We start from the raw sequence: 25,870 nt of genomic DNA on the forward strand, positions 1-25,870 counted from the left end.
GGCCCGCCGGCCGCTACCGTGACTCGGATGAGCAGCACCGAACCGACGAGTGGTCCCGGACCCGACGCGGCGGTCCCGGGCGACCGGGTCGCATCCGCCGAACGGCTGACGACGGCCGAGGTCACCGACGTGCTGGCGCTGGCGCGCGCGGCCGGCGACGCCGACGGCGCCGATCCGCTCGACGAGCACGTGCTGCTGCGGCTGCGCGACCCCGGAGCGCCGGCGGTGCACCTCACCGCCCGGGCCGCCGACGGCGCCCTGACCGGGTACGCGCACCTCGACACCACCGCGCCCGCCGACGGCGTCGGGGTGGAGCTGGTGGTGCACCCGGCGCACCGGCGGCGGGGCACCGGCCGGGCGCTGGCCCGGGGCGTGCTGGCCGCCGCGTCCGGCCCGCTGCGCGCCTGGGCGCACGGCGACCACCCGTCGGCCGCCGCGCTCGCGGTCGACCTGGGCTTCAGCCGGGCGCGGGTGCTCTGGCAGCTTCGCCGGCCGCTGACCGCCGCGCTGCCCGAGCCGGGCCTGCCCGAGGGCGTCGAGCTGCGGGCGTTCCGACCCGGCGACGACGACGAGTCCTGGCTGGCGGTCAACAACGCCGCGTTCGCCGAGCACCCCGAGCAGGGCCGGTGGACCGTCGACGACCTGCGCGTCCGGATGGCCGAGCCGTGGTTCGATCCGGCCGGTTTCCTGCTGGCGGTGGAGTCGGCCACCGGCCGGCTGCTCGGCTTCCACTGGACCAAGGTGCACGAGCGGCCCGGGTCGGCCCGGATCGGCGAGGTCTACGTGCTCGGCGTCGACCCGTCCGCGCACCGGGGCGGGCTCGGCCGGGCGCTCACCGCCGCCGGCCTGGCCCACCTGCGCGACGGGCGCGGGCTGGACCGGGTGATGCTCTACGTCGACGAGAGCAACACCCGGGCGGTCGCCCTCTACGAGCGGCTCGGCTTCGCCAGGTGGTCCGCGCACGTCAACTACCAGCTCGGCTGAGCGCCGGCGCGGGGGCGCCCCGTCGCCCGGGAAAATCGCCCTAAAGGCGATGCCCGGCGGCGAGTTCACGAAATGGACAGAACCGCCTCAGCGTACGGCCACCTCACCGGCCGGACGTGTTCATCCCGCGTTCACTTCCGACCGGCGAACCGTCCATCTGGCACTTCTAGCTTTCACGTCAGCCGGTCAGTGCCGGCCCCCCGGCACCCCGGGCGACCTGACCAAAGACGTGAAGGGAAACCTTTCAGTGAAGCTCCAGCGGCACGGCGCCATCGCCTGTCTCGCTCTTACCGCGGTCCTCGGCCTCAGCGCCTGCGGCTCGGACAACAACGAGCCGGCCGCCGGCGCCACCGGCTCCGCCGCGGCGGACTGCGCCACCGGCACGCTGAACGCCCAGGGCTCCTCCGCGCAGAAGAACGCCATGGCCGAGTGGATCAAGGCATACCAGCAGAAGTGCGCGGGCACCACGATCAACTACGAGCCGAGCGGCTCCGGCGCCGGCATCCAGGCGTTCATCGCCGGCACCGCCGACTTCGCCGGCTCCGACTCCGCCCTCAAGGAGGACGAGCAGCCGAAGGCGGACGCCCGGTGCAACGGGGGCCAGGCCCTCAACCTGCCGATGGTGATCGGCCCGGTCGCGGTCGTCTACAACGTCAGCGGCGCGGACAACCTCCAGTTCAGCCCGGCCACGCTGGCGAAGATCTTCGCCGGCAAGGTCACCAAGTGGGATGACGCGGCGATCAAGGCCGACAACCCGGACGCCACGCTGCCGTCGGCCGCGATCCAGGCGGTGCACCGCTCCGACGAGTCGGGCACCACCGACAACTTCACCAAGTACCTCTCCAAGACCGCCGAGTCGGACTGGACCTTCAGCAACTCCAAGGCGTGGAAGGCTCCGGGCGGCGTCGGCGCGGCGAAGTCCGACGGCGTGGCCAGCAAGGTCAAGAGCACTGACGGCACCATCAGCTACGTCGAGCTCTCGTACGCCGAGAACTCGGACCTGAAGATGGCCAAGATCAAGAACGGCGCCGGCGAGTACGTCGAGCTGACCGGCGAGTCGGCCGGCAAGACCATCGCCGGGGCCACGTTCGAGGGCCAGGGCAACGACCTGAAGATGTCGATCGACTACAACACCAAGGAGGCCGGGGCGTACCCGATCGTCCTGGCGACCTACGAGATCGTCTGCAGCAAGGGCATCGCCGCCGACAAGCTGCCGCTGATCAAGGGGCTGCTCGGTCACGCCGCCAGCGCCGAGGGCCAGCAGGAGCTGGTCGAGCTGGGCTACGCCCCGCTCCCCGACGAGGTTCGCACCAAGGTCGAGGCCGCGGTCGAAAGCCTCTCCTGACGCCCGGAACGACACCTTCTCAACGCAAAGCGAGCGAGCAGATGGGTGACACCCCTCACCGCTCGGCGCACGCCGGCACCGGCGGGACCCCCGTGGCCATGAGCCACGAGCGGCCCGCCGGTGCCTCGGCGCGTGTGGCCGAGCCCACCGGTAACCCGGGCCGCTCCGGCGGCGACCTCGGCGGAGGCGGCAACCTCGGCGGAGGCGGCGACCTCGACGGCGGCAGCCTCGGTGGTGGCGGCGGCCTGCCCCGGGCCCGCGCGTTCGGCGCGGAACGCGCGTTCCGCGCCCTGACCCTGGCCGCCGGCGCCACCGTGCTGGTGATCATCGCGGCCATCGCGATCTTCCTGATCGCCAAGGCCGTGCCGGCGCTACGGGCCAACAGCGAGTCGTTCTGGACCTTCGAGGGCTGGTTCCCCAACGACAACCCGCCGAAGTTCGGCATCGGCGCGCTCGCCTTCGGCACGGTCCTGAGTTCGCTGCTGGCGCTGCTCCTGGCGGTGCCTGTCGCGCTCGGCATCGCCCTCTACCTGTCCCACTACGCCCCGCGCCGCCTCGGCAACAGCCTCGGCTTCCTGATCGACCTGCTGGCCGCCGTGCCGAGCGTGGTCTTCGGCCTCTGGGGCCGCGACTACTTCGCCGGACCGGTCGCCGATCTCTCCGCCTGGCTGCACAAGTACTTCGGCTGGATCCCGATCTTCGGCGAGGGGCCGTACGGCAGCTCGATCCTCCTGGGCTCGGTGGTGTTGGCGATCATGGTGCTGCCGATCGTCACCTCGCTCTCCCGCGAGGTGTTCCGGCAGACCCCGATCGCCAACGAGGAGGCCGCGCTCGCGCTCGGCGCCACCCGGTGGGAGATGATCCGCACCGCCGTCCTGCCCTACGGACGGCCGGGCGTCATCGCCGCGGTCATGCTGGGCCTGGGCCGGGCGCTCGGCGAGACCATCGCGCTCGCGCTGACGCTCGGCTCGACGTACGCCATCTCGTTCAACATCCTCGAAGCCGGCGGCAACTCGATCGCCGCCAACATCGCCAACCGGTTCGCCGAGGCGAACGACACCGGCCGCGGCGCGCTCATCGCCTCCGGCCTGGTGCTCTTCGCGATCACCCTGATCGTCAACATCACCGCGCGGGCGATCATCTACCGGCGGCGCGAGTTCACGGAGTCCGCGGCATGACCTCCACCCTCACCTCCCACCGTCCCCGCCCGCCGGCCCAGCCGGCCACGCTGCGGGCCCGGCGACTCCCCGCGTACGCCGCGCCCGCCATCGCCGTCGCGGCGCTGCTGCTCGCCGCGGGCCTCGTGTACGGCGCGGGCATCGGCGGCCCGGTCCTGGTCGTGGTCCTCGGCGTGCTGCTCTACCTGGCCGGTCTCTTCGCCGCGGCGAACGCGGTGGAGGGCCGACGCTCGGCCCGCAACCGGATCTGGAGCGCGCTGATCCACTCCGCCTTCGTGCTGGCCGTGCTGCCGCTGGCCTCGGTGGTCTGGACGCTCGTCAGCAAGGGCTCCGAGCGGCTGGACGCGGACTTCTTCGGCACCTCGATGAACAACATCGGGGCGCGGGACGCCAACGGCGGCGCCTACCACGCGATCGTCGGCACGCTGGAGCAGGTCGGCATCGCCACGCTGATCACCGTCCCGCTCGGCGTGCTCTGCGCGATCTACATCGTCGAGTACGGCCGGGGCCGGTTCGCGTTCACCGTCCGCTTCTTCGTGGACGTGATGACCGGCATCCCGTCCATCGTCACCGGCCTGTTCGTGCTCGCCTTCTGGGTCCTGATCGTCTCGCCGGTGTTCAACGACGGCCGCCCCGGTTTCTCCGGCTTCGCCGCCGCGCTCGCGTTGAGCGTGCTCATGCTGCCCACCGTGGTCCGCTCCACCGAGGAGATGCTCCGGCTCGTGCCGGCGCCGCTGCGCGAGGGCGCGTACGCGCTCGGCGTACCGAAGTGGAAGACCATCCTGCGGGTCGTGCTGCCGACCGCGCTGCCCGGCATCGTCACCGGCATCATGCTCGCCGTCGCGCGGGCCGCCGGCGAGACCGCGCCGGTGCTGCTCGTCGCCGGCGGCGGCGCGGCGATCAACTTCAACCCGTTCGAGAACAACCAGTCGTCGCTCGCCCTCTTCGTCTACCAGCAGGCCGGCGAGGCGTCGAAGTACTCGCCGGCACGGGCGTGGACCGCGGCGCTGACCCTCGTCGCCCTCGTCCTCATCCTGACCGTCGCGGCGAAGTTGCTGGCCCGTCGAAACCAGCTCGGCCGATGAACACCGGAGGTACCGCCACCATGGCCAAGCGCGTCGAAGCCGCCAACGTCACCGCCTACTACGGCGGTTTCAAGGCGATTGAGAACATCAACCTGACCGTCGAGCCGAAGACCGTGACCGCCCTGATCGGCCCGTCCGGCTGCGGCAAGTCGACCTTCCTGCGGTCGATCAACCGGATGCACGAGGTGCTGCCCGGCGCCCGGGTCGAGGGCAACCTCACCATCGACGGGCAGGACGTCTACGACCGTGACGTGGACGTCACCGCGGTCCGCCGGATGATCGGCATGGTCTTCCAGCGGCCGAACCCGTTCCCCACCATGAGCATCTTCGACAACGTGGTGGCCGGGCTGCGGCTCAACGGCGTCCGGCGCAAGTCGATCCTGGAGGAGGCGGCCGAGAAGGCGCTGCGCTCGGCGAACCTCTGGGACGAGGTGAAGGACCGGCTCGGCAAGCCCGGCGCGGGCCTCTCCGGCGGTCAGCAGCAGCGGCTCTGCATCGCCCGCACCATCGCGGTCGAGCCGCAGGTGGTGCTGATGGACGAGCCGTGCTCGGCGCTGGACCCGATCTCCACGCTGGCCATCGAGGACCTGATGTTCCAGCTCAAGGACAAGTTCACCATCATCATCGTCACGCACAACATGCAGCAGGCCGCGCGGGTGTCCGACCGCACCGCGTTCTTCTCGATCGAGAAGACCGGCGACCCGGGCCGCCTGATCGAGTACGACAACACCCAGAAGATCTTCAGCAACCCCACCCAGAAGAAGACCGAGGACTACATCACCGGCCGCTTCGGCTGAGGTGTTAGGAGGGGGCCCCTATTAACGCATTCTGCATAGGAAGGGGCCCCGCTTAACAACGCCGCCCGGCGCAACGCCGCCGCGCGCAACCCCGCCCGCGCGCAACGCTGCTCAGCGGAGCACGAAGCGCGGCGACGCCCCCTCCAGGTCCTCGATGCGGGGCACGATCGGCGTACCCGGGTCTCGGTCCGCCGCCGCACGGGCCACGGCCGCGAGGTCGCCGGCGGCGGCGACCTCGGCGAGCGTGACCATGGTCGGCGGCAGCATGGTCAGCTCCCCCGCCCTCGCCCGGGCCAGGGCGTCCGCCGGGCGCAACCACAGCGTGAGGTCGGCCTCGCCGGACACGTCCCGGGTCCGCTGCCCCTCGGGCAGCAGGGCGACGAAGAAGTACGTGTCGAAGCGGCGCGGCTCGAACTCCGGCGTGATCCACCGGGTCCACGGCAGCAGCAGGTCGGACCGGAGCGTGAGGCCGCGCCCGGCCAGCAGGTCGGCGAAGCCGGTACGCCGGCCGACCAGGTCCTGCCGGGCCGCCTCCCAGTCGTCGCCGCTCACGTCGCCGACCACGGTCGCGGGGTCCGGGCCGGCCAGCAGCACGCCCGCCTCCTCGAAGACCTCGCGGGCGGCGGCGCAGACCACGGCCTGCGCGTCCGCCGGGTCGAGCCGGAACCGCTCGCCCCAGGCCGCCGGCTCCGGTCCGGCCCACCCGAGGTGCGCCTCCGAGTCGGACCGGTCCACCCCGCCGCCGGGAAAGGCGTACATGCCGCCGAACGTCATCGCGGCCACCCGCCGGATCAGATAGACCTCGAAGCCGTCGCCGGCCGGGCGGAGCAGCAGCACGGTGGCGGCGACCCGGGGCACCGCGGGCACGCCACCCTCGGCGTGGAACCGGCGGGCGTGCTCCACCAGGGCGGGGGGCGCGGCGAAGCCGTCGATCGTCATGGCCCGAGCCTAGTTCCCGGCCGGGCGACCCGGCCGGGCCGGATCCAGCCGAGGAACCGGTCCCAACGGGCCGCGTCGGTGAGGTGCCCGGTGGCCTCGACCAGGAGGGTGGCCAGGTAGATCGCGAGCGCCGCCCGGTCGTCGCAATACTCGACAAGCAGCGCCCGGCGGGCGGCCTCGCAGGGCCACGGACGGTCGCAGGCGTCGCAGCGCCAGGTCGGACGCCCGGCGACGTGCGGCCGGCTCACCGCAGCCGCAACGCGACGGCCCGGGCCTCGTCGTCGCTCAACGACATGAACCACAGGAAGCGCTTGACGATCTCGGGCGGCGTCGGGCCGTCGGCCCGGCCACGCAGGTCGCGGATGGCCCGCCGGGTGAGACGCGCAAACTCCGGGATCAAGGTCGCCCGGCGGGCGACGTCCGTCGGCGCGGCCCGCAGCGTCGGGCACGGCCAGTCGTGGCCGCATCGCGCGCAGATCCACGCCGGACCGTCCGCCACGTGCGCCGAAGGCCACCCCGAGGGGGTACGCGGAGACCAGCGCGATTCCGGCGCGACGTTGGTCCGGCGATCCGGGTCGAGGTGGTGCACCGCCTTCGCAGCGCTGGTCGGCGGTGTGGGCTTCTCGTCGGGCATGGCACTCCCCTCGTTGAGCGACCAGGAAGGGGCCGCCACCGGCGCTCGACCATGGCGGCGGCCCCCGCGTGCGACGCGACCGCCGGGCTCCGCCTCCACCAGCCACGCCACCTGGTGACACTCTGCTGCTGTCGCCGTTACTCTCGGAAGGCCGTTCGGGCTGCTGGGCTGGCCTGGCCGAGCCGGAACCGTGGTCGCGGGACGGTGAGTAGTCGATCTCCACGTTGGGAGGGTCTGAATGAGTGGCGTGCCAAGTCCCCTCGCCGACTTCATCGTGAGCGAGATCCGCCGAGCCCGAGGCATGTCAGGAATGACCCAGGAGACCTTCGGCCGTTCGGCGGGATTCAGCGCCTCGCATGTGAGTGCGGTCGAGAGCGGCTCACGGGCCCTCACCATGGACTTCGTCAAGGGCACTGACCGGGCACTCCGCAACGGAGGATTCTTCGAGCGGCTGGTGGCGAAGCTGGGCGCGCCGTCGTGGTTCCTGCCCTGGCTCGACGCCGAGCGCGGCGCTCGGCAGCTCCGTCTCTTCGAGCCGTTGCTGATCCCGGGTCTGCTCCAGACGGAGAACTACGCCCGCGTGGTGATGCGACTCAACGACCTCATGTCGACCGAGGAGGTCGACCAACGGGTGAGTGGGCGCATGAGCCGCCATCGGATCCTGACCAGCGAGACTCCACCGCAGGTCGTGGTGGTGCTCGATGAGTCCGCGCTGCACCGTGCCGGGGAGGAGTTTTCGGTCGTCATCGCGGAGCAGGTGGCTCACCTGATCGTCGTGGCCGAACTTCCGCACGTGCACATACACGTGATCCCGGCGACCGCCGGCCTCCACATCGGTCTGTCCGGTCCCTTCGCACTGGCTCGCGGCGAGGACGGCCGCTGGGTCGGGCACCTTGAGAATCAACTGGGCGGCATCGTCGTCGACGGCCAGGATGAACTTCATATCCTTGAGGCGCGATGGGAGAACGTCCGCACCGAAGCCCTCCCGCGTCGGCAGTCCCTCGACCTGTTGAAGGAAGTGCAGAACCATCATGGATCTCAATGACGCCACCTGGCGGAAGTCCCGGCGCAGCGGATCGAGCGGCGGGAACTGTGTGGAGGTTGCCGACGGTCTGGGAGATGTCGTCGCCGTCCGGGACTCCAAGGATCGGGTCGGGTCGGTGCTGCTTTTCACGCCGACCGCCTGGCGTGCGTTCGTCGCTGATGTCGCCGCTCAGCACTAGGGATGGGTGAGGACATGGACCTGAGTGGCGCGCGGTGGCGCAAGAGCAGCCGCAGCAGCGGCAACGGTGGGGCCTGCGTCGAGGTGGCCGACAACCTTGCCGGCGTCGTCGGCGTACGCGATTCGAAGGATCCGACCGGGCCGGCGCTTGCCTTCCGGACGGCGTCGTGGCGCGCGTTCGTCGCGGAGGTCGCCGGCCGGGTCTGACATCCCGACGGGTGGATCACCCTGCCGGCGGCCGAGCCGGCCGGGATAACGTGCCGGAATGACGCGTTGGGGAATTCTGGCCACCGGACACATCGCCGCCTGCTTCGCCGCCGACCTGCGGCTGGTGCCGGACGCCGAGCTGGTGGCGGTCGGGTCGCGTACCCGGGAGAGCGCCGAGGCGTTCGCGCGGCAGCACGACGTGCCGCGGGCGTACGCCTCCTGGGCCGAACTGGCCGCGGACCCGGACCTGGACGCGATCTACGTGGCCACGCCGCACGCCGCGCACCACGAGGCGGCGATGGCCTGCCTGGCCGGCGGCAAGGCCGTGCTCGTGGAGAAGCCGTGCACGCTCGACCTGCCGACCACCACCGACCTGGTGGAGACGGCGCGCGCCCGTGGGCTCTTCCTCATGGAGGCCATGTGGATGCGGACGAACCCGCTGATCCTGCGGGTAATGGAGCTGATCGCCGACGGCGCGATCGGCGAAGTCACCCACGTACGGGCGGACTTCGGGGCGGCCGGGCCGTTCCCGCCCGAGCACCGGATGCGCAATCCTGCGCTCGGCGGCGGCGCGCTGCTCGACCTCGGGGTCTACCCGTTGAGCCTGGCCCACCTGGTGCTCGGCGCGCCGCAGCACGTGCGGGCGTGGGCGAAGTTGAGCCCGGAGGCGGTGGACGAGAACACCGGCATGGTCCTGGGCTGGGACTCCGGCGCGGTGGCGACGCTCAGTTGCGGCATGGTCGGCCCCACCGCGATCACCGCGTCGATCACCGGCACCACCGGTCGGATCGACCTGCCGGAGCTGTTCTTCCGGCCCGGGTCGGTGGTGCTGCACCGGGCCGGCGCCGAGCCGGAGACGATCCCGGCGGACATGACCGGGGGCGGCTACCAGTACGAGGCGATCGAGGTGCAGCGCTGCCTGGCGGCGGGGCTGACCGAGAGCCCCCTGGTGCCGCACGCCGCCACGCTGGAGATCATGACGCTGATCGACGACATCAAGGCCCAGATCGGCGTCTCCTACGTGTAAGGCGGGGGCCCTTCTTAACACCCGGGTGTTAAGAAGGGCCCCCGCCTATACCGAAAGCGTTAAGCGGGGCCCCCGCCTTCAGAACAGGGGGCGGACCAGGAGGTATGCGAGGCAGGCGATGGCCGCCGCGGCCGGGAACGTGATGATCCAGGCGATCACGATGTTGCCGGCCACGTTCCAGCGGACCGCGGAGAGGCGCTTGGTCGCACCGACACCCATGATCGCTGAGGTGATCGTGTGCGTGGTGGAGATCGGGGCCTTCAGCACCAGCGCGTTGAAGTAGAGCACCGCGCTGGCCACGGTCTCGGCCGCGAAGCCCTCCGCCGGACCAAGATCGATGATCTTCCGGCCCAGCGTCCGGATGATCCGCCAGCCACCCGCGTACGTGCCGAGCGCCAGCATCGTCGCGGAGGTCCAGAACACCCAGCCCGGGATGTGCGTCTTGCTCTCCTGGAAACCGCCGGTGTAGAGCGCCAGCACGATGATGCCCATGGTCTTGGCGGCGTCCTGCATGCCGTGGCCGACGGACATGGCGGCGGCGGACACGGTCTGCGCCATCCGGAAGCCCCGGTTCAGCTTGCCCGGCTGCCCCTTCCGGAACAGCCACATGATCGCCAGCATCACCAGGAAGCCGAGGATCAGGCCGACCACCGGGGAGAGCACCATCGGGATGATGACCTTCTCCAGGATGTTGCCCCACTGGACGATGCCGTCGGCGGCGAACAGGGTCGCGCCGACCAGGCCGCCGAACAGGGCGTGCGAGGAGGACGACGGCAGGCCGAAGTACCAGGTGATCAGGTTCCAGGCGATCGCGCCGAGCACCCCGGCGAAGACCACGCCGAGGCTCTCCACCCCGGTCGGAAGCGTGACCAGCCCGTCACCGACGGTCTTGGCGACCCCGGCGCCGAAGTGCGCGCCGACGAAGTTGCCGACGGCGGCCAGGGCGAGCGCGATGCGGGGCGTCAGCGCCCGGGTCGAGATGCTGGTGGCGATCGCGTTGGCCGCGTCATGGAAGCCGTTCGTGTAGTCGAACGCCATGGCGACCGCGATCACCGCCAGCACGGCGATGAGTTCGGGGCTCACAGGATCAGGACTCCTTGACCGCGATGGTCTCGACTGTGTTGGCGACGTGCTCGAAGGCGTCGCAGGCGGCCTCCAACTCGTCGGCCACCTCCTTCATCTTCAGCACCGTGAGCGCGTCGTACTCACCGGAGAAGAGGCGGACGAGCAGCATCCGGTACGCCTGGTCGCCGTCGTTCTCGAGCCGGTTGCACTCGATCCAGTAGTCCTCGAGATCCTTCATCGACTTCAGCCGGGGCATCGCCTCGGCGGTGAGCTTGGCCTGCTGGTCGAGCACGTTGACCAGCTCGTGCAGCTCGCGCGGGAGCGACGGGAGCTTGGTCAGGCCGTACAGGTAGAGCAGGTTGCCGACCGCCTCCAGGTGGTCCATCACGTCGTCGAGCAGCGAGCCCAGCCGGTAGATGTCCTCCCGGTCGAACGGCGTGATGAAGGTGGAGTTGATCTTCTTGTAGAGGTCGTGGGTGATCTGGTCGCTGTCGTGCTCGATGTCGGTCAGCCGCTCGCTGATCGACTGCACGTCCGCGCCGGGCAGGCCCAGCTCGTTGAGCAGGTCGGTCCCCTTCACCAGGTTCTGCGCGGCCCTGGTGAAGAGCTCGTAGAAGGCGCCCTCGGTGGGACGGAAGGAAAACTTCACAGCACGGACCTCGTCGTGTCGGTGGAAGGGTGGCCGTCGCCTGAAGCAGGCGCCTGCTCTGGGCATGCTAGGGACACGGTGGAACCGGGCATCGACCGGCCCACCCCTGGTCAGGCCCGATTCACCGCTCGTTCACCTGCTGTTCACCTGAGTGCTTCGCGCCCTGGTCGCGTAACCGGTCACGCTCCCGTTCCACGTCGAAATCGGCAGCCGGATACCCCAGATCCAGGTCGTCGAACGTCTCCCTCAGCAGGTGGGCCAGCGCCCAGTCGCGGTACCACTTGCGGTCCGCCGGCACCACGAACCAGGGCGCGACGTCCGTGCCGCACCGCTCCAGCGCCTCGGCGTACGCGGCCTGGTATTCGCCCCACCGGGCCCGGGTGTCCAGATCGCTCGGGTTGTACTTCCAGTGTTTCGTCGGGTCGGTGAGCCGTTTCATCAGCCGCTCGCCCTGCTCGGCGTACGAGATGTGCAGCATGACCTTCACCACGGTCACCGCCGCCTCGGCCAGCTCCCGCTCGAAGTCGTTGATGATCTCGTAGCGGGACCGCCAGGTGGCCTCGTCGACCAGCCCCTCCACCCGGGCGATCAGCACGTCCTCGTAGTGCGAGCGGTTGAACACGCCCACGTACCCGGGTGGCGGCAGCGCCCGCCGGATCCGCCACAGGAAGTCGTGCCGCAGTTCCTCCTTCGTCGGCGGGCCGAACGAGCGGATGTGCAGACCGAGCGGGTTCATCGCGCCGGCCACCCGCTTGACCGCGCCGTCCTTGCCGCCGCAGTCCATCGCCTGGAGGACCAGCAGCACCCGGCGTGGCCGCCCCCCGGCCAGCCGCGCGCCGGACTGCGCGGGGGCGCTCGTGGCGCCACCCGGCCCGGCGGCGACCTGCGCGGCGGCGTACAGCATCTCCTGCTGCCCGCCCAGCTCCGCGCCGATCAGCTTGACCTGGCTCCGGGCCCACTCCTTGCGGGCCGACCCGCGTCCGGCCGACTTCGGCAGCCCCGGCATCGAGCGCGGGTCCACCGCATCGAGGTCCACCGTCCCCGGCCCCACCCGCAGCAACTCCCGCATCGACCCGTCCTCGGGCCGCACCACGCCACTCATCCCCCGATCCTCACCCGACAAGCCCGATCATGGGTACCGAGCGCCCGCTACACCCGATACGTACGCTTTACTCCGCCATCATCCACCGTCGCCGAAACGGCGGCGATCATGCCCGGGCCGACGGGCGGTGGGCGGCGGACGGGAGAATGGAGCGGTGGACGAACTGGCGGGAGAGTTCGAGGCGGAACGGGGGCATCTCCTGGCGGTCGCGCAACGGATGCTCGGCAGCCGGAGCGAGGCCGAGGACGCCGTGCAGGAGACCTGGCTGCGATACTCCGGCGCGCTCGCCGACCCGGCCGCCCGCGCCCGCGTCCGGGACCTGCGCGGCTGGCTGACCACCACCTGCTCGCGCCTCTGCCTGGACGTGCTCCGCTCGGCGCGGGTGCGCCGCGAGGCGTACCCGGGTCAGTGGTTGCCGGAGCCGGTGGTGACCGGCCTGCCGGCGACGGACGGGTTCGCGCCGGACCCGGCCGAGCGGGCGGTCCGGGCCGACCAGCTCGGCACCGCCCTGCTCGTGGTGCTGGAGCGGTTGACGCCCGAGCAGCGGGTGGCGTTCGTGCTGCACGACGTGTTCGCGGTGCCGTTCGGCGACGTCGCCGAGGTGCTCGCCGTGACGCCGGAGGCGGCCCGGCAGCTCGCCTCCCGGGGCCGCCGGGCGGTGCACGGGCCGGACGCGCCGCGACACACCGCCGACCTGGCCGAGCAGCGGCGCGTGCTGACCGCGTTCGTGGCCGCGGTGGAATCCGGCGAGCTGGACCAACTGGTCCGGGTGCTCGCGCCGGACGTGGTGTCGATCGGTGACGCCGGCGGCCACTTCCCGGCGGCCCGCCGGCCGGTGGTCGGCGCCGAGGCCGCCGGCCGCCTGCTCCTGGGCCTGTTCGACCAGGCCCGGCGGCGGGGCGGGTTGCGGGCCCGGCCGGTGCTCGTCGACGGCGTGCTGGGCTGGCAGGCGGAACTCCCCCGGCCCGACGGGCGGACCATGCGGATGGTCACCTCGTTCGCGGTGCACGAGGGGCGGATCACCGGCGTGTTCAACCAACTCAACCCGGAGAAGGTGGGCGAGCTGCCGCCGCTGGGCCCGGAGGCCGGCTGGCCGCCGCGCCTGTGAACGCGGTCTCAGACCACCAGGGCCAACCACTTCCGGTACGCCGTGGCGAACGGCTCGCTGCCGTCACCGAGCGCGCCGAGCAGCCAGCGGGCGGCGGCCTCGGCCTCGGCGACCAGGTCGTCCGGGTAGCTCCACCGGGCCCGGTGCTCGGCGAACTCGTCCTCGTCGCGCAGCTCGACGAGGCCGGTCTCGCGGCGGCGCACCACGTCCAGGTCGAGGTCGACCAGGTGCACCGTCTCGTCGCCGTCCCAACGGGCCGGCGTGGCGATGTCGCAGTAGACCTCGCTGGTGCGCGGCGGCGGGTTGAACATGCCCGTCCACCAGGCGTGCCGGGGCACCAGCAGGACGAACGGGATCTGCTCGACCGAGGGTCGGCCGTGGTAGACCGACGCGGTGCCGGCCGGCACACCGAGCCAGACGCCGAGGTCGTCCTCGGCGAGCCGGCGGGCCGGGTAGTCGCGGTGGGCGCTGCCGTCGTACTTGCGGTAGATCACGCGGACCACATCGCTCGGCATGCCTGGCACCCTAACCGATTCCGGCCACGCCACGCGATCGGCGAGTAACCGGACGCGACCCGCCGTCCGCCACGCCGCCGGAGCGGCCGGACCGGCGTCGGTGCCGACGGGTACGGTCGCACGGTGAGCCCGTCCCGCACCGTCACCGGCCCCGCCGTCCCGAAGAAGCGCCGGCACGGCCGACCGAGCGGTGGCGAGCTGCTGGCCGCCGCGGTGGGCGCGGTGCCGGGCGGCGCGACCCGGCCCGGCCAGCAGCAGATGGCCGACGCGATCGCGCACAGCATCGCCTCCGGCGAGCACCTGCTGGTGCAGGCCGGCACCGGCACCGGCAAGTCCCTGGCCTACCTCGCCCCCGCGCTGACCGTGGACGGCCCGGTGGTGGTCTCCACCGCCACCCTGGCGTTGCAGTCCCAGCTCGTCGACCACGACCTGCCCCGGCTGGCCGACGCGGTCGAGCCGGTCCTCGGCCGCCGGCCCACCTTCGCCGTGCTCAAGGGCCGCCACCACTATCTGTGCCTGGCCCGGTTGGACAGCTCCGTCGAGGACGAGCCGGACGACGCGCTCTTCGACGCGCCCCGGCCCGGCGGCGGCACGAAGTGGCTCGGCGAGGCGGGCCGGCTGGGCAAGCAGGTGCAGCGGCTGCGCGACTGGGCGGAGGAGACCGCCACCGGCGACCGCGACGAGTTGGATCCGGGCGTCGACGACCAGGTGTGGCGCAGCGTCTCGGTGCCGGCCCGGGAGTGTGTCGGCGCCAGCCGCTGCCCGTTCGGGCAGGAGTGCTTCGCGGAGGCGTCCCGGGCCCGCGCCCGGGAGGCCGACATCGTGGTGACCAACCACAGCCTGCTCGCCGTGGACATGCTCGCCGGCCGGCACATCGTGCCGCCGCACCGGCTGCTCGTCGTGGACGAGGCGCACGAGCTGGCCGACCGGGTCTCCTCGGCGGCCCAGGCCGAGCTGGTGCCCGAGCTGATCGACAGGTCCACCCGGCGGGCCCGGCCGCTGCTCCGCCCCGACCTGGCCGACCGGCTCACCGAGGCCGGCGACGCGCTGGCGGTGGGGCTGGCGGAGGCGCCGGCCGGCCGGCTCACCGCCGGGCTGCCGCCCGCGCTGCGCGAGGCGTGCACGCTGCTCGACTCGGCGACCCGGGCCGCGCTCGAGGCGATCGGCGACGTGAAGGCCGACGACCCGGACCCGGTCCGCAAGCAGCAGGCCAAGGCCGTGCTGGACGAGCTGTCCGCCACCGCCCAGCGGCTGCTCGAAGAGGGCGACCACGACGTGGCCTGGGTGGAAAAGCCGGAGAACGGCAGCCGCCGGGCCCTCGTGGTGGCGCCGCTGTCGGTGGCGGGCACGCTCGCCACCCACCTCTACGACGAGCGCACCGTGGTCGCCACCTCGGCCACGCTGGCGCTGGGCGGGCGCTTCGACACGGTGGCCCGGGCGCTCGGGCTGGAGGCGCCGCCGCCCGCCCCACCGTCGCCGGCCGCCGCCGCGATGGCCACCGCGGCCGCCGCCGGCCGTGGCAGCGAGCCGGTCCCGGTGGCGAGCACCGAGGGCAGCCGGGCGGCGATCGGCACGGTGCCGGCCACCGAGGGCCCCGGCTGGCGGTCGCTCGACGTCGGCTCGCCGTTCGACTACGCCCGGCAGGGCATCCTCTACGTCGCCGCGCACCTGCCCCGCCCCAGCGTCTCCGGGCTGCCCACGGCGGCCGGCGAGGAGTTGTTGGCGCTCGTCGGCGCGCTCGGTGGGCGTACCCTCGGGCTCTTCTCGTCACGACGGGCCGCGCAGCAGGCCGCGGAGCTGGTCCGCGCGCGGACCGACCTGCCCGTGCTGCTCCAGGGCGAGGAGGCGCTGCCGCTGCTGGTCCGCCGCTTCCGCGCCGAGCGGGAGAGCTGCCTGTTCGGGGTGATGTCGCTCTGGCAGGGGGTGGACGTGCCGGGCGACGCCTGCCAGCTCGTGGTGATCGACCGGCTGCCGTTCCCCCGGCCCGACGAGCCGCTCGCCGCCGCGCGGGCGGCGGCGGTGGACGCGGGCGGCGGCTCCGGGTTCGCGGCGGTCAGCGTGCCGATCGCGGCGGTACGGCTGGCGCAGGGCGTCGGCCGGTTGATCCGGGCCACCGGCGACCGGGGTGTGGTGGCGGTGCTCGACTCGCGCCTGGAGACGGCGCGCGGCTACGGCGCGTTCCTGCGTCGCTCGCTGCCCCCGTTCTGGTACACGACCCGGGCCGAGGTGGCCCGGGGCGCGCTGGAACGGCTCGCCAAGAGCTGACGCCCGCGCCGCCCCGGGCGGGGTGACGCGGGCGTCGGCGGGATCGGGCCGGGTCAGGGCGCCTGGGAGGCGACCACCACCGCGTCCGGCGGGGTGTCCGGCACGGTACGCGCGGCGAGCCGCCGGATGGCGGTGTTGAGCACGGCGATCAGCGGCACCGCGACAAGCGCGCCGGCGATGCCGGCGAGCACCACGCCGGCGGCGATGCCGATGATCACGGCGAGCGGGTGGATGGCCACCGCCCGGCCCATGATCAGCGGCTGGAGCACGTGCCCCTCGACCTGCTGCACGCCGACCACCGCGCCGAGGATCACCAGGGCGATTCCCGGGCCGCTGTCGACGAGCGCCACGAGCACGGCCACCACGCCGGACAGGAACGCGCCGACGATCGGGATGAACGCGCCCAGGAAGACCAACGCGGCCAGCGGGAACGCGAACGGGATGTCGAAGATGACCAGGAAGATGCCGATGCCCACGGCGTCGATGAAGGCGACGAGCACGGTGGCGCGGACGTACGCGCCGAGCGTCGCCCAGGACGCGCGGCCGGCGTCGTCGACCTTCCAGCGCGCCGCCACCGGCAGCAGCCGGACCAGGAACCGCCAGATGTTGTTGCCGTCGCGGAGGAAGAAGAACGTCGCGAACAGCACCAGCACGGTGCCGGTGAGCACCTCGGCGAGCGTGGCGGCGGTGCTGAGCGCGCCGCTCGTGAACCGCTCGGTGTTGCCGTTGATCCAGTTCTGCGCCTCGTCGATGTAGCGGGTGAGCTGACTGTCGGACAGGTGCAGCGGGCCGGTCTTCAGCCAGTCCTGGATCTGCCGGACGCCCTGGGAGGACTTCTCGCTCAGCTCCGGCACGCCCTGGATGAACTCGTTGACCACGAGCGTCAGCGTGCCGACCACCGCGGCCAGGCCGCCGACAAGCACCACGCCGGTCGCCAGCGAACGGGGGAACCGGGCCTTGAGCAGCCAGCCGACCGCCGGGGCGAGCAACGCCGACAGCAGCAGCGCCACGGTCAACGGGATGATCACGATGCTGATCGTGCCGACGATCCGCAGTAGGGCCCAGGTGACGATCCCGATCACGATCAGCCGCCAGCACCAGGCGGCGGCGATCCGCAGCGCGTGCGGCACCTCGGTGTCGTCGCGGCTGACGGTCGAGTTGTGCATCGCGGCCGGCGGCTCGGCGCCCACCACGGTCGCGGCCGGCGACGCCGCCGGGCCCGGCGAGGAAGGCGACGCCACCCCCGCGTCCTCCGGCATCGGGTCCGGATCGGCCCCGCGGGCCCGGGCCGCACGACCCGACTCGTACGCGCGGCGGAGCCGTCCGCGCATCCGCTCGAAGCGGCTCAAGCGCACCTCCCGCACAATTGGTCGACCCACGTCACAGGGCAGACAGGATACGTCGGACCGCCCCACCGTAGGGCCGTCCCGCCACACATTGCCCCGCCGTCCCGCCCGGCAACCACGGCGGGACCGCCCGTGTGGCACGCGGTAGCGTCTTCGCGTGACCGCCGACCAGAGTCTCGACACCGGGCTGCCCATCCGCCTGCTGCACGATCGCGTGCTGGTGCGTACCGAGGGCGGTGAGGGGGAACGCCGCTCCACCGCCGGCATCGTCATCCCGGCGACCGCGGCGGTCGGCAAGCGGCTGGCCTGGGCCACCGCGGTCGGCGTCGGGCCGCACGTGCGCTCGATCGTCGCCGGGGACCGGGTGCTGTTCGACCCGGACGACCGCTCCGAGGTCGAGCTGCACGGCCGGGCGTACGTGCTGCTGCGCGAACGCGACGTGCACGCGGTGGCGGCGGAGCGGGTGGAGACCACCGCGACCGGCTCCACCGGGCTCTACCTCTAGCGCCCGGCTGTTTGCGGCGCGTCCCGGCGGGAAGCCCAGGCACCTCAGCGTGCCCTGGGGAGGGACAATGGTCGTCGTCAAGCGGATTCTCGCCTGGGGATTGCTCGCATTCCTGATCTTCTTCATGGCCTTCCGGCCGGATGGCGCGGCGCAGTTGTTCCGGGGCATCGGCGCCGCGCTGATGGCCATCGCCCAGGGGCTCAGCGACTTCCTCAGCGGCCTGATGGCCTGACCTCAGCCGTGCGGGTGCCACGGGTGCGGGCCGTAGACCGCGGGTGGCGGCGGGGCCAGCACCACCGGGATCGGCACCACCGGCTCGTCCGGCGCCTCGACCGCGCGCCGGGACCCGTCCGGGAACCGCAGGTGGTAGCGCTGCCCGTCCCAGACCCCGACCGGCGCCTGCGGGTCGCGACCCACGAAGAACGACCGGTACGCGGCGATCGCGTCCAGCAGCTCCCGTTCCTCCCGCGCCGTCCGGTCCCGCTCGGCGGGCTTGCGGTCCAGGCCCCGGCGCATGCCGTCGCGCAGCAGCGCCAACCGGGTCGCGGCGAACTGGTAGCCGCGCATCGCCTTCACCCCGCCGTCGCCGGCCACCCGCCGGGCCCAGGCGCGGGCCGCGTGCCGCCGGCCCAGGCTGCCCAGCGCCGCCACCTCGGGCGGGGTGAGCCAGCCGGCCCGCACGTAGTCGGGCAGCGTGCGCTCGGTGAGCCGCCCCTCCCAGGCCCGCAGCCACACCGCCAGGCCGACCATGCCGAAGAAGATCGGCACCATCACGCCGATGTAGCCGTAGAGCACGATCACCGGCTGCCCGGTGACCTGGGCCAGTGACGGCAGCAGGTTCCACGTGCCGTGCAGCATCATCGCCACCAGCAGCCCGGCGAGCGGGGCGAGGATCCGCACCCGCCGGTCGGCGGTACGCGCGGCGACGCCCAGGCCGACACCGGTCATCGACGTGAACAGCGGGTGGGCGAACCCGAACAGCAGGATCCGCACGATGAAGATCGCGATCACCTGCTGCGCCCCGGTCGCCGGCCCGTATTCCTCGACACCCGTGCGGTAGCCGTATCCGCCTAGGTAGAGGATGTTCTCGACCATGGCGAAGCCGACCGCGGAGAGCCCGCAGTAGACCAGGCCGTCGGTCACCCCGGAGAACTCCCGCCGCCGGAAGATCAGCAGCAGGATCGGGCCGGCCGCCTTGGTCAGCTCCTCGATGAACGGCGCGACGAGCACGGCGGTCAACGCGGTGGGCAGCCCCCAGTCGTCGAACAGCCTCGCGCCGGTCTCGTTGACCAGCAGCGAGATGGCGGTGGAGACGAACGCGCCCCAGGCGAAGCAGAAGACCAGGTATTTCAGCGGCTCGGGTTCGTAGCGGTCGAGCCAGAGGAAGCAGGACACCAGCACCGGCACCGGCAGGATCGCCGCGATCACGCCGACCAGCAGCGCCTGGGCGCCCAGGCTCTCGCCGAGCGTGAAGACCATGAACAGCGCGCCGGCCGCGATCAACAGCACCACCCCGGCCAGCACCAGGAAACGCCGCCAGCCGAGCCGGCGCAGGGGCATCCGCGGCGTCGGCGCCCCGGGCGGCGGGGCGGCGGGCGCGGACGGCGGCGGCAGTGCTCCGCCGGGCGGGGTGACGGCCATGCGGTCAGCGTAGCCACCCACGCCCCGCTGGTCCGCCCGCATCACGACCGCTGTGTTCCCGAACAGTTCACAAGCGCCCCGGCTTGCTGTCCGCACCCCTGCCCCCACGCCGAGCGCGCTGATTCACCGAAACAGTGGCTACCCGGCCGCGAATAAGGCCGCTTTCCGTGAATCAGCGCGGAGGGGCGGTGGGGGTGGGGGTGGGGGTGGGGGTCTGGGTCGTGCCGCCGAAGGACTGACGGACCAGGCGGTTCGCCTCCTCCTGGTCGACGCCGGAGGCCACCATCAGGTCGCTGGCGGCGGTACGCACCTGGGCGATCACCACGCTGCCGGAGAAGCCCACCCCCTGGGTGTACGCCCGACCGGCCTCGCTCACCGCGCGCAGCGCCTGCTCCCGCGCCCGCTGCGGCTCCTCCCCCATGGCGAACTCGTGCCGGAGCAGGCGTACCGACTCGGCGAGGTGGGCGACGGCGTCCGGCATCGGCTCCGGGATCGGCTCCTCGTCCTCGATCATGGTCACCGAGCGGCGGATCAACGTGCCGCTGTTGCGCATCGCCCGGTCGATCGGCTCGGCCGCCTCCGCGTAGTGGGTCAGCTCGCTGCGCCGGTGCCAGCGGGCCGGCGAGATGGTGATGGTCTCCTTGGCGCCCTCGATCGCCTCGCTGAGCGCGGCCAGCTCCTCCTTGTTCTCCCGGAGCCGGAACAACGCCTGCTGGGCCGCGCCCCGGTCCCGGTTGCGCAGTGCCTGGGCGCACACGTCGAGCTGCTCGGCGAGCAGGTCCAGTGCCGGCCGGGCCGCCCGGTTGATCACCCGGAGCGGGTTCAGCGGAAGCAGGACGGCGGTGACCACGAGCGCGATGCTGCCGCCGACGAGGGCGTCGACGAAGCGCGGGAACTCCAGGTTCTCGGTGGACGGGGTGAGCGTCACGATCAGCACCGCGGTGGCCGCCGCCTGGATCACGATGGCCACGCTTCCCCCGGCGAAGATGGTCAGCAGGATCGCGGAGGTCACCACCAGCGCGAGCTGCCACGCGCCGGTGCCGAGGAGATAGATCAGCACGTCGCCGACGAGCACGCCGACCGCCACCCCGACGATCAACTCGACGGTACGCCGGAACCGTTGGCCCACCGAGGCGGCCAGCGTGCCCACCGCGGAGATGGGTGCGAAGACCGGTTGCGGGTTGCCCAGCAACCGGTGCGCCACCAGGTACGCCAACCCGGCCGCGAGCCCGGCCTGCAACGCCAGGCCGAACGCGGTCCGGACCCGGTGCAGCCGGTCGTGCAGCGTGGCCTTGCTCCTGCTCCGCAGTTCGTCCATCGCGGCGGCGATCCGTGGCCCGTCGAGGTCACCGCCCTCGTCGCGCGTCACGCGCCGCAGGAACGGCAGTCGTCGGTCCCGGGCCATGGCGGGTACTACCCGTCCCGCCCCCGGTGAATCCTCGCCCCGACGTCCGAGTGGGCCGAGAGGCGAAGCCGGGCCGGGACGACGTCGGGCAGACTGCACCCGGTGGACGAGATGACGGCGCGGTGGCGGGAGACGGCACGGGCGGCCGGGGCCACCGACCCGGCCGGGGTGGATCGGGCCGGGGCGCGGCTGCTCGCCGGCTGGCGGGAGCCGCACCGGCACCACCACACGGTGGCGCACCTGCGGACGGTGCTCGACGTGGTCGACGCGTACGCCGACCGGGCCCGCCACCCCGACCAGGTCCGGCTCGCGGCGTGGGGTCACGACGCGGTCTACGACCCGCGCGCGGGCGGCGACGCCAACGAGCGGGCCAGCGCCGATCTCACCGGATCGTTGCTCACCGCCGCCGGGGTGCCGGCCGCGACGGTGACCGGGGTACGCCGCCTGGTGCTGCTCACCGCCGGCCACGAGGTCGGGCCGGACGACCCGGACGGGGCCCTGCTCTGCGACGCCGACCTGGCGGTGCTGGCCGCCGCGCCGGCCGACTACGACAGGTACGCCGCGGCGATCCGCCGCGAGTACGCCCACGTGCCGGAGCCGGACTTCCGGGCCGGCCGGGCCGACGTGCTGCGGCACCTGCTCGCCCTGCCGGCGCTCTACCGCCTACCCGAGACGCACGCCCGCTGGGAGGGCCCCGCCCGCGCGAACCTGCGCCGGGAGCTGACCACGCTGTCCTGAGACACGGGGCTTCGGGCAGCGCAGGCCCCCGGCGCGCAGCAGCCGGACGATCTCCCGCGAGGGGACCACGCTCGCGCCCAGCCAGATCGCCGTCCGGAACCGCTCGGCGGGCAGGTCGTAGTGGTCCCGGTCGAAGCCACGCCGGGGTGCGCCGAGCATCTCGGCGAAGGCGTGCAGCTCCGCGTAGGAGACGTCGCTGATCAGGTGCGACCAGAGCCGGCCGCGCCACGGCACCGCGGGCGGGTCCAGGTAGAGCACGACGCCACGGTACGCCGCCGGTAGCCTTCCCGGCATGGTCGCCCACCCCCTCCTCGACGAACTACGGGCCGCGCTCGGCGCGTCCGCCGTGCTCACCGACCCGGACCTGCTGGCCGTCCACGAGCGGGACGAGGCCGACCTGTGCGCCTCGGGCACCCCGCTCGTGGTGGTCCGCCCCCGGGACACCGGGCAGGTGGTGGCGGCGGTACGCGCGGCCGGCCGGCACGGCGTACCCGTGGTGCCGCAGGGCGCGCGGACCGGGCTGGCCGGCGCGGCGAACGCGGTGGCCGGCGCGATGGTGCTGAGCACCGTGGCGATGGACCGGATCCGGGAGGTCGACCCGGTCGGCCGGATCGCCGTGGTGCAGCCCGGCGTGGTCAACGCGACGCTGGCCGGGGCGCTGCGGGAGCACGGGTTGTGGTATCCGCCGGACCCCGGCTCGTGGGAGTCGTCCACGGTCGGCGGCAACGTGGCCACCAACGCCGGCGGCATGTGCTGCGTGAAGTACGGCGTGACCGGCGAGTACGTCCTCGGCCTGGAGGTGGTGCTCGCCTCCGGCGAGGTGCTGCGCACCGGCCGGCGCACCGCCAAGGGCGTCGCCGGGTACGACCTGACCCGGCTCTTCGTCGGCTCGGAGGGCACGCTCGGCGTGATCACCGAGGTGACCGTGGCGCTGCGCCCGGCGCCGGAGGCGTCGCTGACCCTGGTGGCGGTCTTCCCGACCACGGCGGCGGCGGGCGGCGCGGTGGCCGGGATCGCCGAACGGGGGCTCACCCCGAGCCTGCTGGAGCTGCTGGACCGGACCCACCTGAGGGCCATCGAGGCGTACCGGCCGATGGGGTTGCGCACCGACGCGGAGGCGCTGCTGCTGGCGGCGGTGGACACCGGCGACCGGGCGGCCGGCGACCTGGACCGGATCGCCGAGGTGTGCCGGGCGGCCGGCGCCGACGAGGTCTACGTGGCCACCGACGCGACGGAGGCCGCCGCCCTGCTCCAGGCCCGCCGGCTGGCCCACCCGGCGATGGAACGGTTCGCCGCGGAGGCCTTCCCCGGCGGCAACGGCGGCCTGGTCATCGACGACGTGGCGGTGCCGCGCGGCCGGCTGGCCGAGCTGCTGGACGGGGTGGCCCGGATCGCCGCGGAGTGCGACGTGCCGATCGGCGTGGTCGGGCACGCCGGCGACGGCAACATGCACCCCAACATCGTGGTCGACCGGGCCGACCCGGCGAGCGTGGACCGGGGCCGGCGGGCCTTCGACGAGATTATGCGGCTCGGCCTGGAGTTGGGCGGCACGTGCACCGGGGAACACGGCGTCGGGCTGCTCAAGCGGGACTGGCTGGCCCGGGAGATCGGCCCGGTGGGCGTCCGGGTGCATCAGGCGATCAAGGCGGCGCTGGACCCGGCCGGGCTGCTCAACCCCGGCAAGGTGGTCTGACTCAGCCCTTGTCCTGCGCCGGCGTGGCCTGGGTGAGCAGCAGCAGCACCTCGTACGCCACCGGTGGCTCCGGCTCGCCGGGGCAGTCCTGGATGGTGATGGTCAGCCCCGGCGGGATGAGCAGCGTCGAGGTCAGCGCGCCGATGCAGAGCTGCCGGTAACGCCGGGCCTCGTCGGTCTCCCCGGCCAGCGCCGGGTCGTCGAGCATCCGTTGCAGCCGGGACGTCTGCTCGGGGTTCAGCGCGCCTGTCGCGTCGACGCCGTCGCCGGCGCAGTCGCGGCACTGCCACCGGCCGGTCGGCTCCACGTCGAGCGTGCGGAGCGGGCCGTCACCGCCGAGCCGCTGCACCAGGCTGACGCGCTTCCCGACCGGTGTCGGTGTGGCCGCGCCCTGCTGATCGGGGCCGCTGGCGCTCCCCGACCGGCCGAGGAGCGAGCAGCCGGTCAGGACGGTCACCAGCAGCACGCCAACGGACAGGGCGGAGACGCGCGTCCAGGATGGGCGAACCACGCGGGAAACCTACACTTCCGTAGGTAGGGCGCACTACCCTACTGATCAGTCCGTGTGGCTCCAGTTTGCTCAGCGGGGCGAGCTGGCCCGGTCGGCGGCGAAGCCGCGCACGTCGGGCGCGCCGAGCCGCGCCGCGTCGGCCGCGATGTCGTCCGGCATGAGCTGCGACTCCCGCTCGGCCTCCACCCGCGCCCGGTAGTGGGCGACCTCCCGGGCCCGGGTCGCCGCGTCCCAGCCGAGCACCGCGCCCATCAGCTCCGCGGCGTGCTCCGCCGACTCCAGGCCGCGGTGGCTGGTCTCGATGGAGATCCGGGTACGCCGGGTGAGCACGTCCTCCACGTGCAACGCGCCTTCGGCCCGGGCCGCGTACGTCACCTCGGCGGCGAGGTATTCCGGCGCGCCGGCCAGCGGCGAGCCGAGCAGCGGGTCCGCGTCGACCAGGGCGAGCACGTCGAGGGTGAGGTTGCCGTAGCGCTCCAGCAGGTGCTCGACCACCCCGACCGGCACCCCGTGCCGGCGGGCCAGGTCGGCCCGGTCCCGCCACATGGCGGCGTAGCCGTCCGCGCCGAGCAGCGGCAGGTCGGCGGTGCGCGACGGGCGGGTCCGGCCGAGGCGGTGCACCGCGTGGTCGACCACGTCGGAGGCCATCACCCGGTATGTCGTGTACTTCCCGCCGGCCACCAGCAGCAGGCCGAGCATCGGCTCGACCACGGCGTGCTCCCGGGAGAGCTTGGAGGTGGAGTCCGCCTCGCCGGAGAGCAGCGGGCGCAGCCCGGCGTAGACGCCCTCGATGTCGGCGGTGGTGAGCGGCCGGTCCAGCACGATGTTGACCTGCTCCAACAGGTAGTCGATGTCGCGGGCGGTGGCGGCCGGGTGGGAGCGGTCGAGCTGCCAGTCGGTGTCCGTGGTGCCGATGATCCAGTGGCCGCCCCACGGGATGACGAAGAGGACGCTCGTCGGGGTGCGCAGGATCAGCCCGGTCTCGCCGACGATCGCCGACCGGGGCACCACGAGGTGCACGCCCTTCGAGGCCCGCACCCGCAGGCCGGGGCGCAGCCCGACGTCGTTGAGCATTCGCGACATGTCGTCGCTCCACACGCCGGTCGCGGCGATCACGGTGCGCGCGCGTACCTCGAACTCGGCGTCCGGCGAGCCGGCCGGCGCCTCCAGGTCGCGCACCCGCACGCCGGTCACCTCGCGGGCCTGGCGGATCAGGCCGACCGCCCGGGCGCTGTTGACCACTGTCGCGCCGAGGCTGGCCGCGGTGCGGGCCAGCGTCACCACCAGGCGGGCGTCGTCGACCTGGCCGTCGTAGTAGCGGATTGCCCCGGCCAGCGCGTCCGGCCGCAGGCTCGGGAAGACCCGGCGCGCGCCCTCGCGGGTCAGGTGCCGGTGCATCGGCATGCCGCGCCCGCCGCCGAACACCCCGGCGAACGCGTCGTACGCGGCCACGCCGAGGCCGTAGTAGGAGCGGCGGAGGACACGTCGGGGCAGGTCACGGACGCCGCCGGAGGTGGGCAGCGGCACCAGGATCGGCACCGGGCGGACCAGGTGCGGTGCGAGCCGGGTGGCGAGCAGGCCGCGTTCGGTGAGCGCCTCGTGGACCAGGTGGAACTCCAACTGCTCCAGGTAGCGCAGGCCACCGTGGATCAGCTTGCTGGATCGGCTGGAGGTGCCGGCGGCGTAGTCGCGCGCCTCCACCAGGGCGACCTTCAGCCCCCGGGACGCGGCGTCGAGCGCGGCGCCCGCCCCGGTCACCCCACCACCGATGATCAGCACGTCGAACCGCTCGGCGCGCAGCCGGCGCAGGTCGTCGGCGCGGCGCTCGGCGGAGAGCTGGCCGGCCACGGATCGGGAGACGTTGGGGTCACGCACCCGTCCACGGTAGCCGTCCCCGCGCCACGACGAC

Annotated in this window: 28 protein-coding genes; 15 read left to right on the plus strand and 13 right to left on the minus strand. The window is 73.1% G+C overall.

The features are described from left to right. Positions 1-27: 27 nt before the first annotated feature. The 5 genes from mshD to pstB all read left to right on the plus strand — a co-directional run bounded on the left by mshD (position 28) and on the right by pstB (position 5,389). Positions 28-984 (plus strand): mycothiol synthase, encoded by a 957-nt coding sequence (gene mshD, locus O7619_RS00920; protein ID WP_282285068.1) that lies wholly within the window; start codon positions 28-30, stop codon positions 982-984. Positions 985-1,231: 247 nt separating this feature from the next. After that, on the plus strand, positions 1,232-2,329 hold the full coding sequence (pstS, locus tag O7619_RS00925; RefSeq protein ID WP_282285069.1) for a phosphate ABC transporter substrate-binding protein PstS: 1,098 nt from the start codon (positions 1,232-1,234) through the stop codon (positions 2,327-2,329). A gap of 41 nt (positions 2,330-2,370) precedes the next feature. Beyond that, positions 2,371-3,507 carry a phosphate ABC transporter permease subunit PstC gene (gene pstC / locus O7619_RS00930; protein WP_282285070.1) on the plus strand — a complete coding sequence of 379 codons (1,137 nt, stop codon included), beginning with the start codon at positions 2,371-2,373 and terminating at the stop codon, positions 3,505-3,507. Then, entirely contained in the window at positions 3,504-4,592 is a 1,089-nt protein-coding gene (gene pstA / locus O7619_RS00935) for a phosphate ABC transporter permease PstA (protein WP_282285071.1), read from the plus strand. The genes pstC and pstA overlap by 4 nt, the downstream gene beginning before the upstream one ends. A 20-nt stretch (positions 4,593-4,612) precedes the next feature. Next, positions 4,613-5,389 carry a phosphate ABC transporter ATP-binding protein PstB gene (pstB, locus tag O7619_RS00940; protein WP_107160589.1) on the plus strand — a complete coding sequence of 259 codons (777 nt, stop codon included), beginning with the start codon at positions 4,613-4,615 and terminating at the stop codon, positions 5,387-5,389. A gap of 111 nt (positions 5,390-5,500) precedes the next feature. Here pstB and O7619_RS00945 read toward each other — a convergent pair whose 3' ends face one another. From O7619_RS00945 to O7619_RS00955, 3 genes are read right to left on the minus strand one after another with little or no spacing between them, the layout of a single operon-like run. Next, positions 5,501-6,328, minus strand: coding sequence for an NUDIX domain-containing protein (locus O7619_RS00945; RefSeq protein ID WP_282285072.1), 828 nt, complete (start codon positions 6,326-6,328; stop codon positions 5,501-5,503). Beyond that, a complete protein-coding gene (locus O7619_RS00950) occupies positions 6,325-6,576 on the minus strand; it encodes a flavin reductase (RefSeq protein ID WP_282285073.1) in 252 nt (83 codons plus the stop codon). The genes O7619_RS00945 and O7619_RS00950 overlap by 4 nt, the downstream gene beginning before the upstream one ends. Beyond that, a complete protein-coding gene (locus O7619_RS00955; RefSeq protein WP_282285075.1) occupies positions 6,573-6,962 on the minus strand; it encodes a hypothetical protein in 390 nt (129 codons plus the stop codon). The genes O7619_RS00950 and O7619_RS00955 overlap by 4 nt, the downstream gene beginning before the upstream one ends. Before the next feature lie 238 nt (positions 6,963-7,200). On the opposite strand from O7619_RS00955, the gene O7619_RS00960 reads away from it, so the two are divergent. From O7619_RS00960 to O7619_RS00975, 4 genes are read left to right on the plus strand one after another with little or no spacing between them, the layout of a single operon-like run. Continuing rightward, positions 7,201-8,007: a helix-turn-helix transcriptional regulator gene (locus O7619_RS00960; RefSeq protein ID WP_282285076.1), complete on the plus strand. Its 807-nt coding sequence runs from the start codon at positions 7,201-7,203 to the stop codon at positions 8,005-8,007. Continuing rightward, positions 7,994-8,185: a DUF397 domain-containing protein gene (locus O7619_RS00965; RefSeq protein ID WP_282285077.1), complete on the plus strand. Its 192-nt coding sequence runs from the start codon at positions 7,994-7,996 to the stop codon at positions 8,183-8,185. Before O7619_RS00960 ends, O7619_RS00965 begins: the two co-directional genes overlap by 14 nt. A 14-nt stretch (positions 8,186-8,199) precedes the next feature. After that, positions 8,200-8,391 (plus strand): DUF397 domain-containing protein, encoded by a 192-nt coding sequence (locus O7619_RS00970; protein WP_282285078.1) that lies wholly within the window; start codon positions 8,200-8,202, stop codon positions 8,389-8,391. A 58-nt stretch (positions 8,392-8,449) separates the two neighbouring features. Continuing rightward, complete coding sequence (locus O7619_RS00975) at positions 8,450-9,418, plus strand: Gfo/Idh/MocA family oxidoreductase (RefSeq protein WP_282285079.1); 969 nt, start codon at positions 8,450-8,452, stop codon at positions 9,416-9,418. Between the two features lie 78 nt (positions 9,419-9,496). Here O7619_RS00975 and O7619_RS00980 read toward each other — a convergent pair whose 3' ends face one another. The 3 genes from O7619_RS00980 to O7619_RS00990 form a co-directional block, all read right to left on the minus strand. Next, the gene (locus O7619_RS00980) at positions 9,497-10,501 is read right to left on the minus strand and encodes an inorganic phosphate transporter (RefSeq protein WP_282285081.1); all 1,005 of its coding nucleotides are present in this window, start codon (positions 10,499-10,501) and stop codon (positions 9,497-9,499) included. A 4-nt stretch (positions 10,502-10,505) separates the two neighbouring features. Further along, entirely contained in the window at positions 10,506-11,132 is a 627-nt protein-coding gene (locus tag O7619_RS00985; protein WP_282285082.1) for a DUF47 family protein, read from the minus strand. A 121-nt stretch (positions 11,133-11,253) separates the two neighbouring features. Beyond that, positions 11,254-12,234: a PPK2 family polyphosphate kinase gene (locus tag O7619_RS00990; RefSeq protein WP_282285083.1), complete on the minus strand. Its 981-nt coding sequence runs from the start codon at positions 12,232-12,234 to the stop codon at positions 11,254-11,256. A gap of 154 nt (positions 12,235-12,388) precedes the next feature. Between O7619_RS00990 and sigJ the strand changes: the two genes are divergently transcribed. Next, positions 12,389-13,342 (plus strand): RNA polymerase sigma factor SigJ, encoded by a 954-nt coding sequence (sigJ, locus tag O7619_RS00995; RefSeq protein WP_282285085.1) that lies wholly within the window; start codon positions 12,389-12,391, stop codon positions 13,340-13,342. An 8-nt stretch (positions 13,343-13,350) separates the two neighbouring features. Here the strand turns inward: sigJ and O7619_RS01000 are convergent, their stop codons facing one another. Continuing rightward, positions 13,351-13,857, minus strand: coding sequence for a DUF402 domain-containing protein (locus O7619_RS01000; protein WP_282285087.1), 507 nt, complete (start codon positions 13,855-13,857; stop codon positions 13,351-13,353). Positions 13,858-13,980: 123 nt separating this feature from the next. Between O7619_RS01000 and O7619_RS01005 the strand changes: the two genes are divergently transcribed. Further along, positions 13,981-16,122: an ATP-dependent DNA helicase gene (locus O7619_RS01005; protein WP_282285088.1), complete on the plus strand. Its 2,142-nt coding sequence runs from the start codon at positions 13,981-13,983 to the stop codon at positions 16,120-16,122. Between the two features lie 53 nt (positions 16,123-16,175). On the opposite strand, the gene O7619_RS01010 is transcribed toward O7619_RS01005, so the two are convergent. Further along, positions 16,176-17,453, minus strand: coding sequence for an AI-2E family transporter (locus O7619_RS01010; RefSeq protein ID WP_348774386.1), 1,278 nt, complete (start codon positions 17,451-17,453; stop codon positions 16,176-16,178). 172 nt (positions 17,454-17,625) lie between these two features. Between O7619_RS01010 and O7619_RS01015 the strand changes: the two genes are divergently transcribed. Together O7619_RS01015 and O7619_RS01020 are read left to right on the plus strand one after the other, a co-directional pair. Next, entirely contained in the window at positions 17,626-17,973 is a 348-nt protein-coding gene (locus O7619_RS01015) for a co-chaperone GroES (RefSeq protein ID WP_282285090.1), read from the plus strand. 67 nt (positions 17,974-18,040) lie between these two features. After that, positions 18,041-18,205 (plus strand): hypothetical protein, encoded by a 165-nt coding sequence (locus tag O7619_RS01020; RefSeq protein WP_282285091.1) that lies wholly within the window; start codon positions 18,041-18,043, stop codon positions 18,203-18,205. A gap of 2 nt (positions 18,206-18,207) precedes the next feature. On the opposite strand, the gene O7619_RS01025 is transcribed toward O7619_RS01020, so the two are convergent. Further along, complete coding sequence (locus tag O7619_RS01025) at positions 18,208-19,656, minus strand: PrsW family intramembrane metalloprotease (protein ID WP_282285092.1); 1,449 nt, start codon at positions 19,654-19,656, stop codon at positions 18,208-18,210. A gap of 130 nt (positions 19,657-19,786) precedes the next feature. Then, entirely contained in the window at positions 19,787-21,019 is a 1,233-nt protein-coding gene (locus tag O7619_RS01030; protein WP_282285093.1) for an FUSC family protein, read from the minus strand. 102 nt (positions 21,020-21,121) lie between these two features. On the opposite strand from O7619_RS01030, the gene O7619_RS01035 reads away from it, so the two are divergent. Continuing rightward, entirely contained in the window at positions 21,122-21,757 is a 636-nt protein-coding gene (locus tag O7619_RS01035; protein ID WP_282285094.1) for a metal-dependent phosphohydrolase, read from the plus strand. Here O7619_RS01035 and O7619_RS01040 read toward each other — a convergent pair. Then, complete coding sequence (locus tag O7619_RS01040; RefSeq protein ID WP_282289001.1) at positions 21,683-22,015, minus strand: DUF4031 domain-containing protein; 333 nt, start codon at positions 22,013-22,015, stop codon at positions 21,683-21,685. The two genes, O7619_RS01035 and O7619_RS01040, sit on opposite strands and share 75 nt — an antisense overlap. A 34-nt stretch (positions 22,016-22,049) precedes the next feature. Here O7619_RS01040 and O7619_RS01045 point away from each other — a divergent pair, with 34 nt between their 5' ends. Further along, on the plus strand, positions 22,050-23,450 hold the full coding sequence (locus O7619_RS01045) for an FAD-linked oxidase C-terminal domain-containing protein (RefSeq protein ID WP_282285095.1): 1,401 nt from the start codon (positions 22,050-22,052) through the stop codon (positions 23,448-23,450). Between the two features lies 1 nt (position 23,451). On the opposite strand, the gene O7619_RS01050 is transcribed toward O7619_RS01045, so the two are convergent. Further along, complete coding sequence (locus O7619_RS01050; RefSeq protein ID WP_282285096.1) at positions 23,452-23,961, minus strand: hypothetical protein; 510 nt, start codon at positions 23,959-23,961, stop codon at positions 23,452-23,454. Positions 23,962-24,030: 69 nt separating this feature from the next. Beyond that, complete coding sequence (locus O7619_RS01055; RefSeq protein ID WP_282285097.1) at positions 24,031-25,836, minus strand: glycerol-3-phosphate dehydrogenase/oxidase; 1,806 nt, start codon at positions 25,834-25,836, stop codon at positions 24,031-24,033. Positions 25,837-25,870: the final 34 nt, after the last annotated feature.

The sequence above is a fragment of the Micromonospora sp. WMMD998 genome (assembly GCF_029581235.1).
Lineage (GTDB): Bacteria > Actinomycetota > Actinomycetes > Mycobacteriales > Micromonosporaceae > Micromonospora.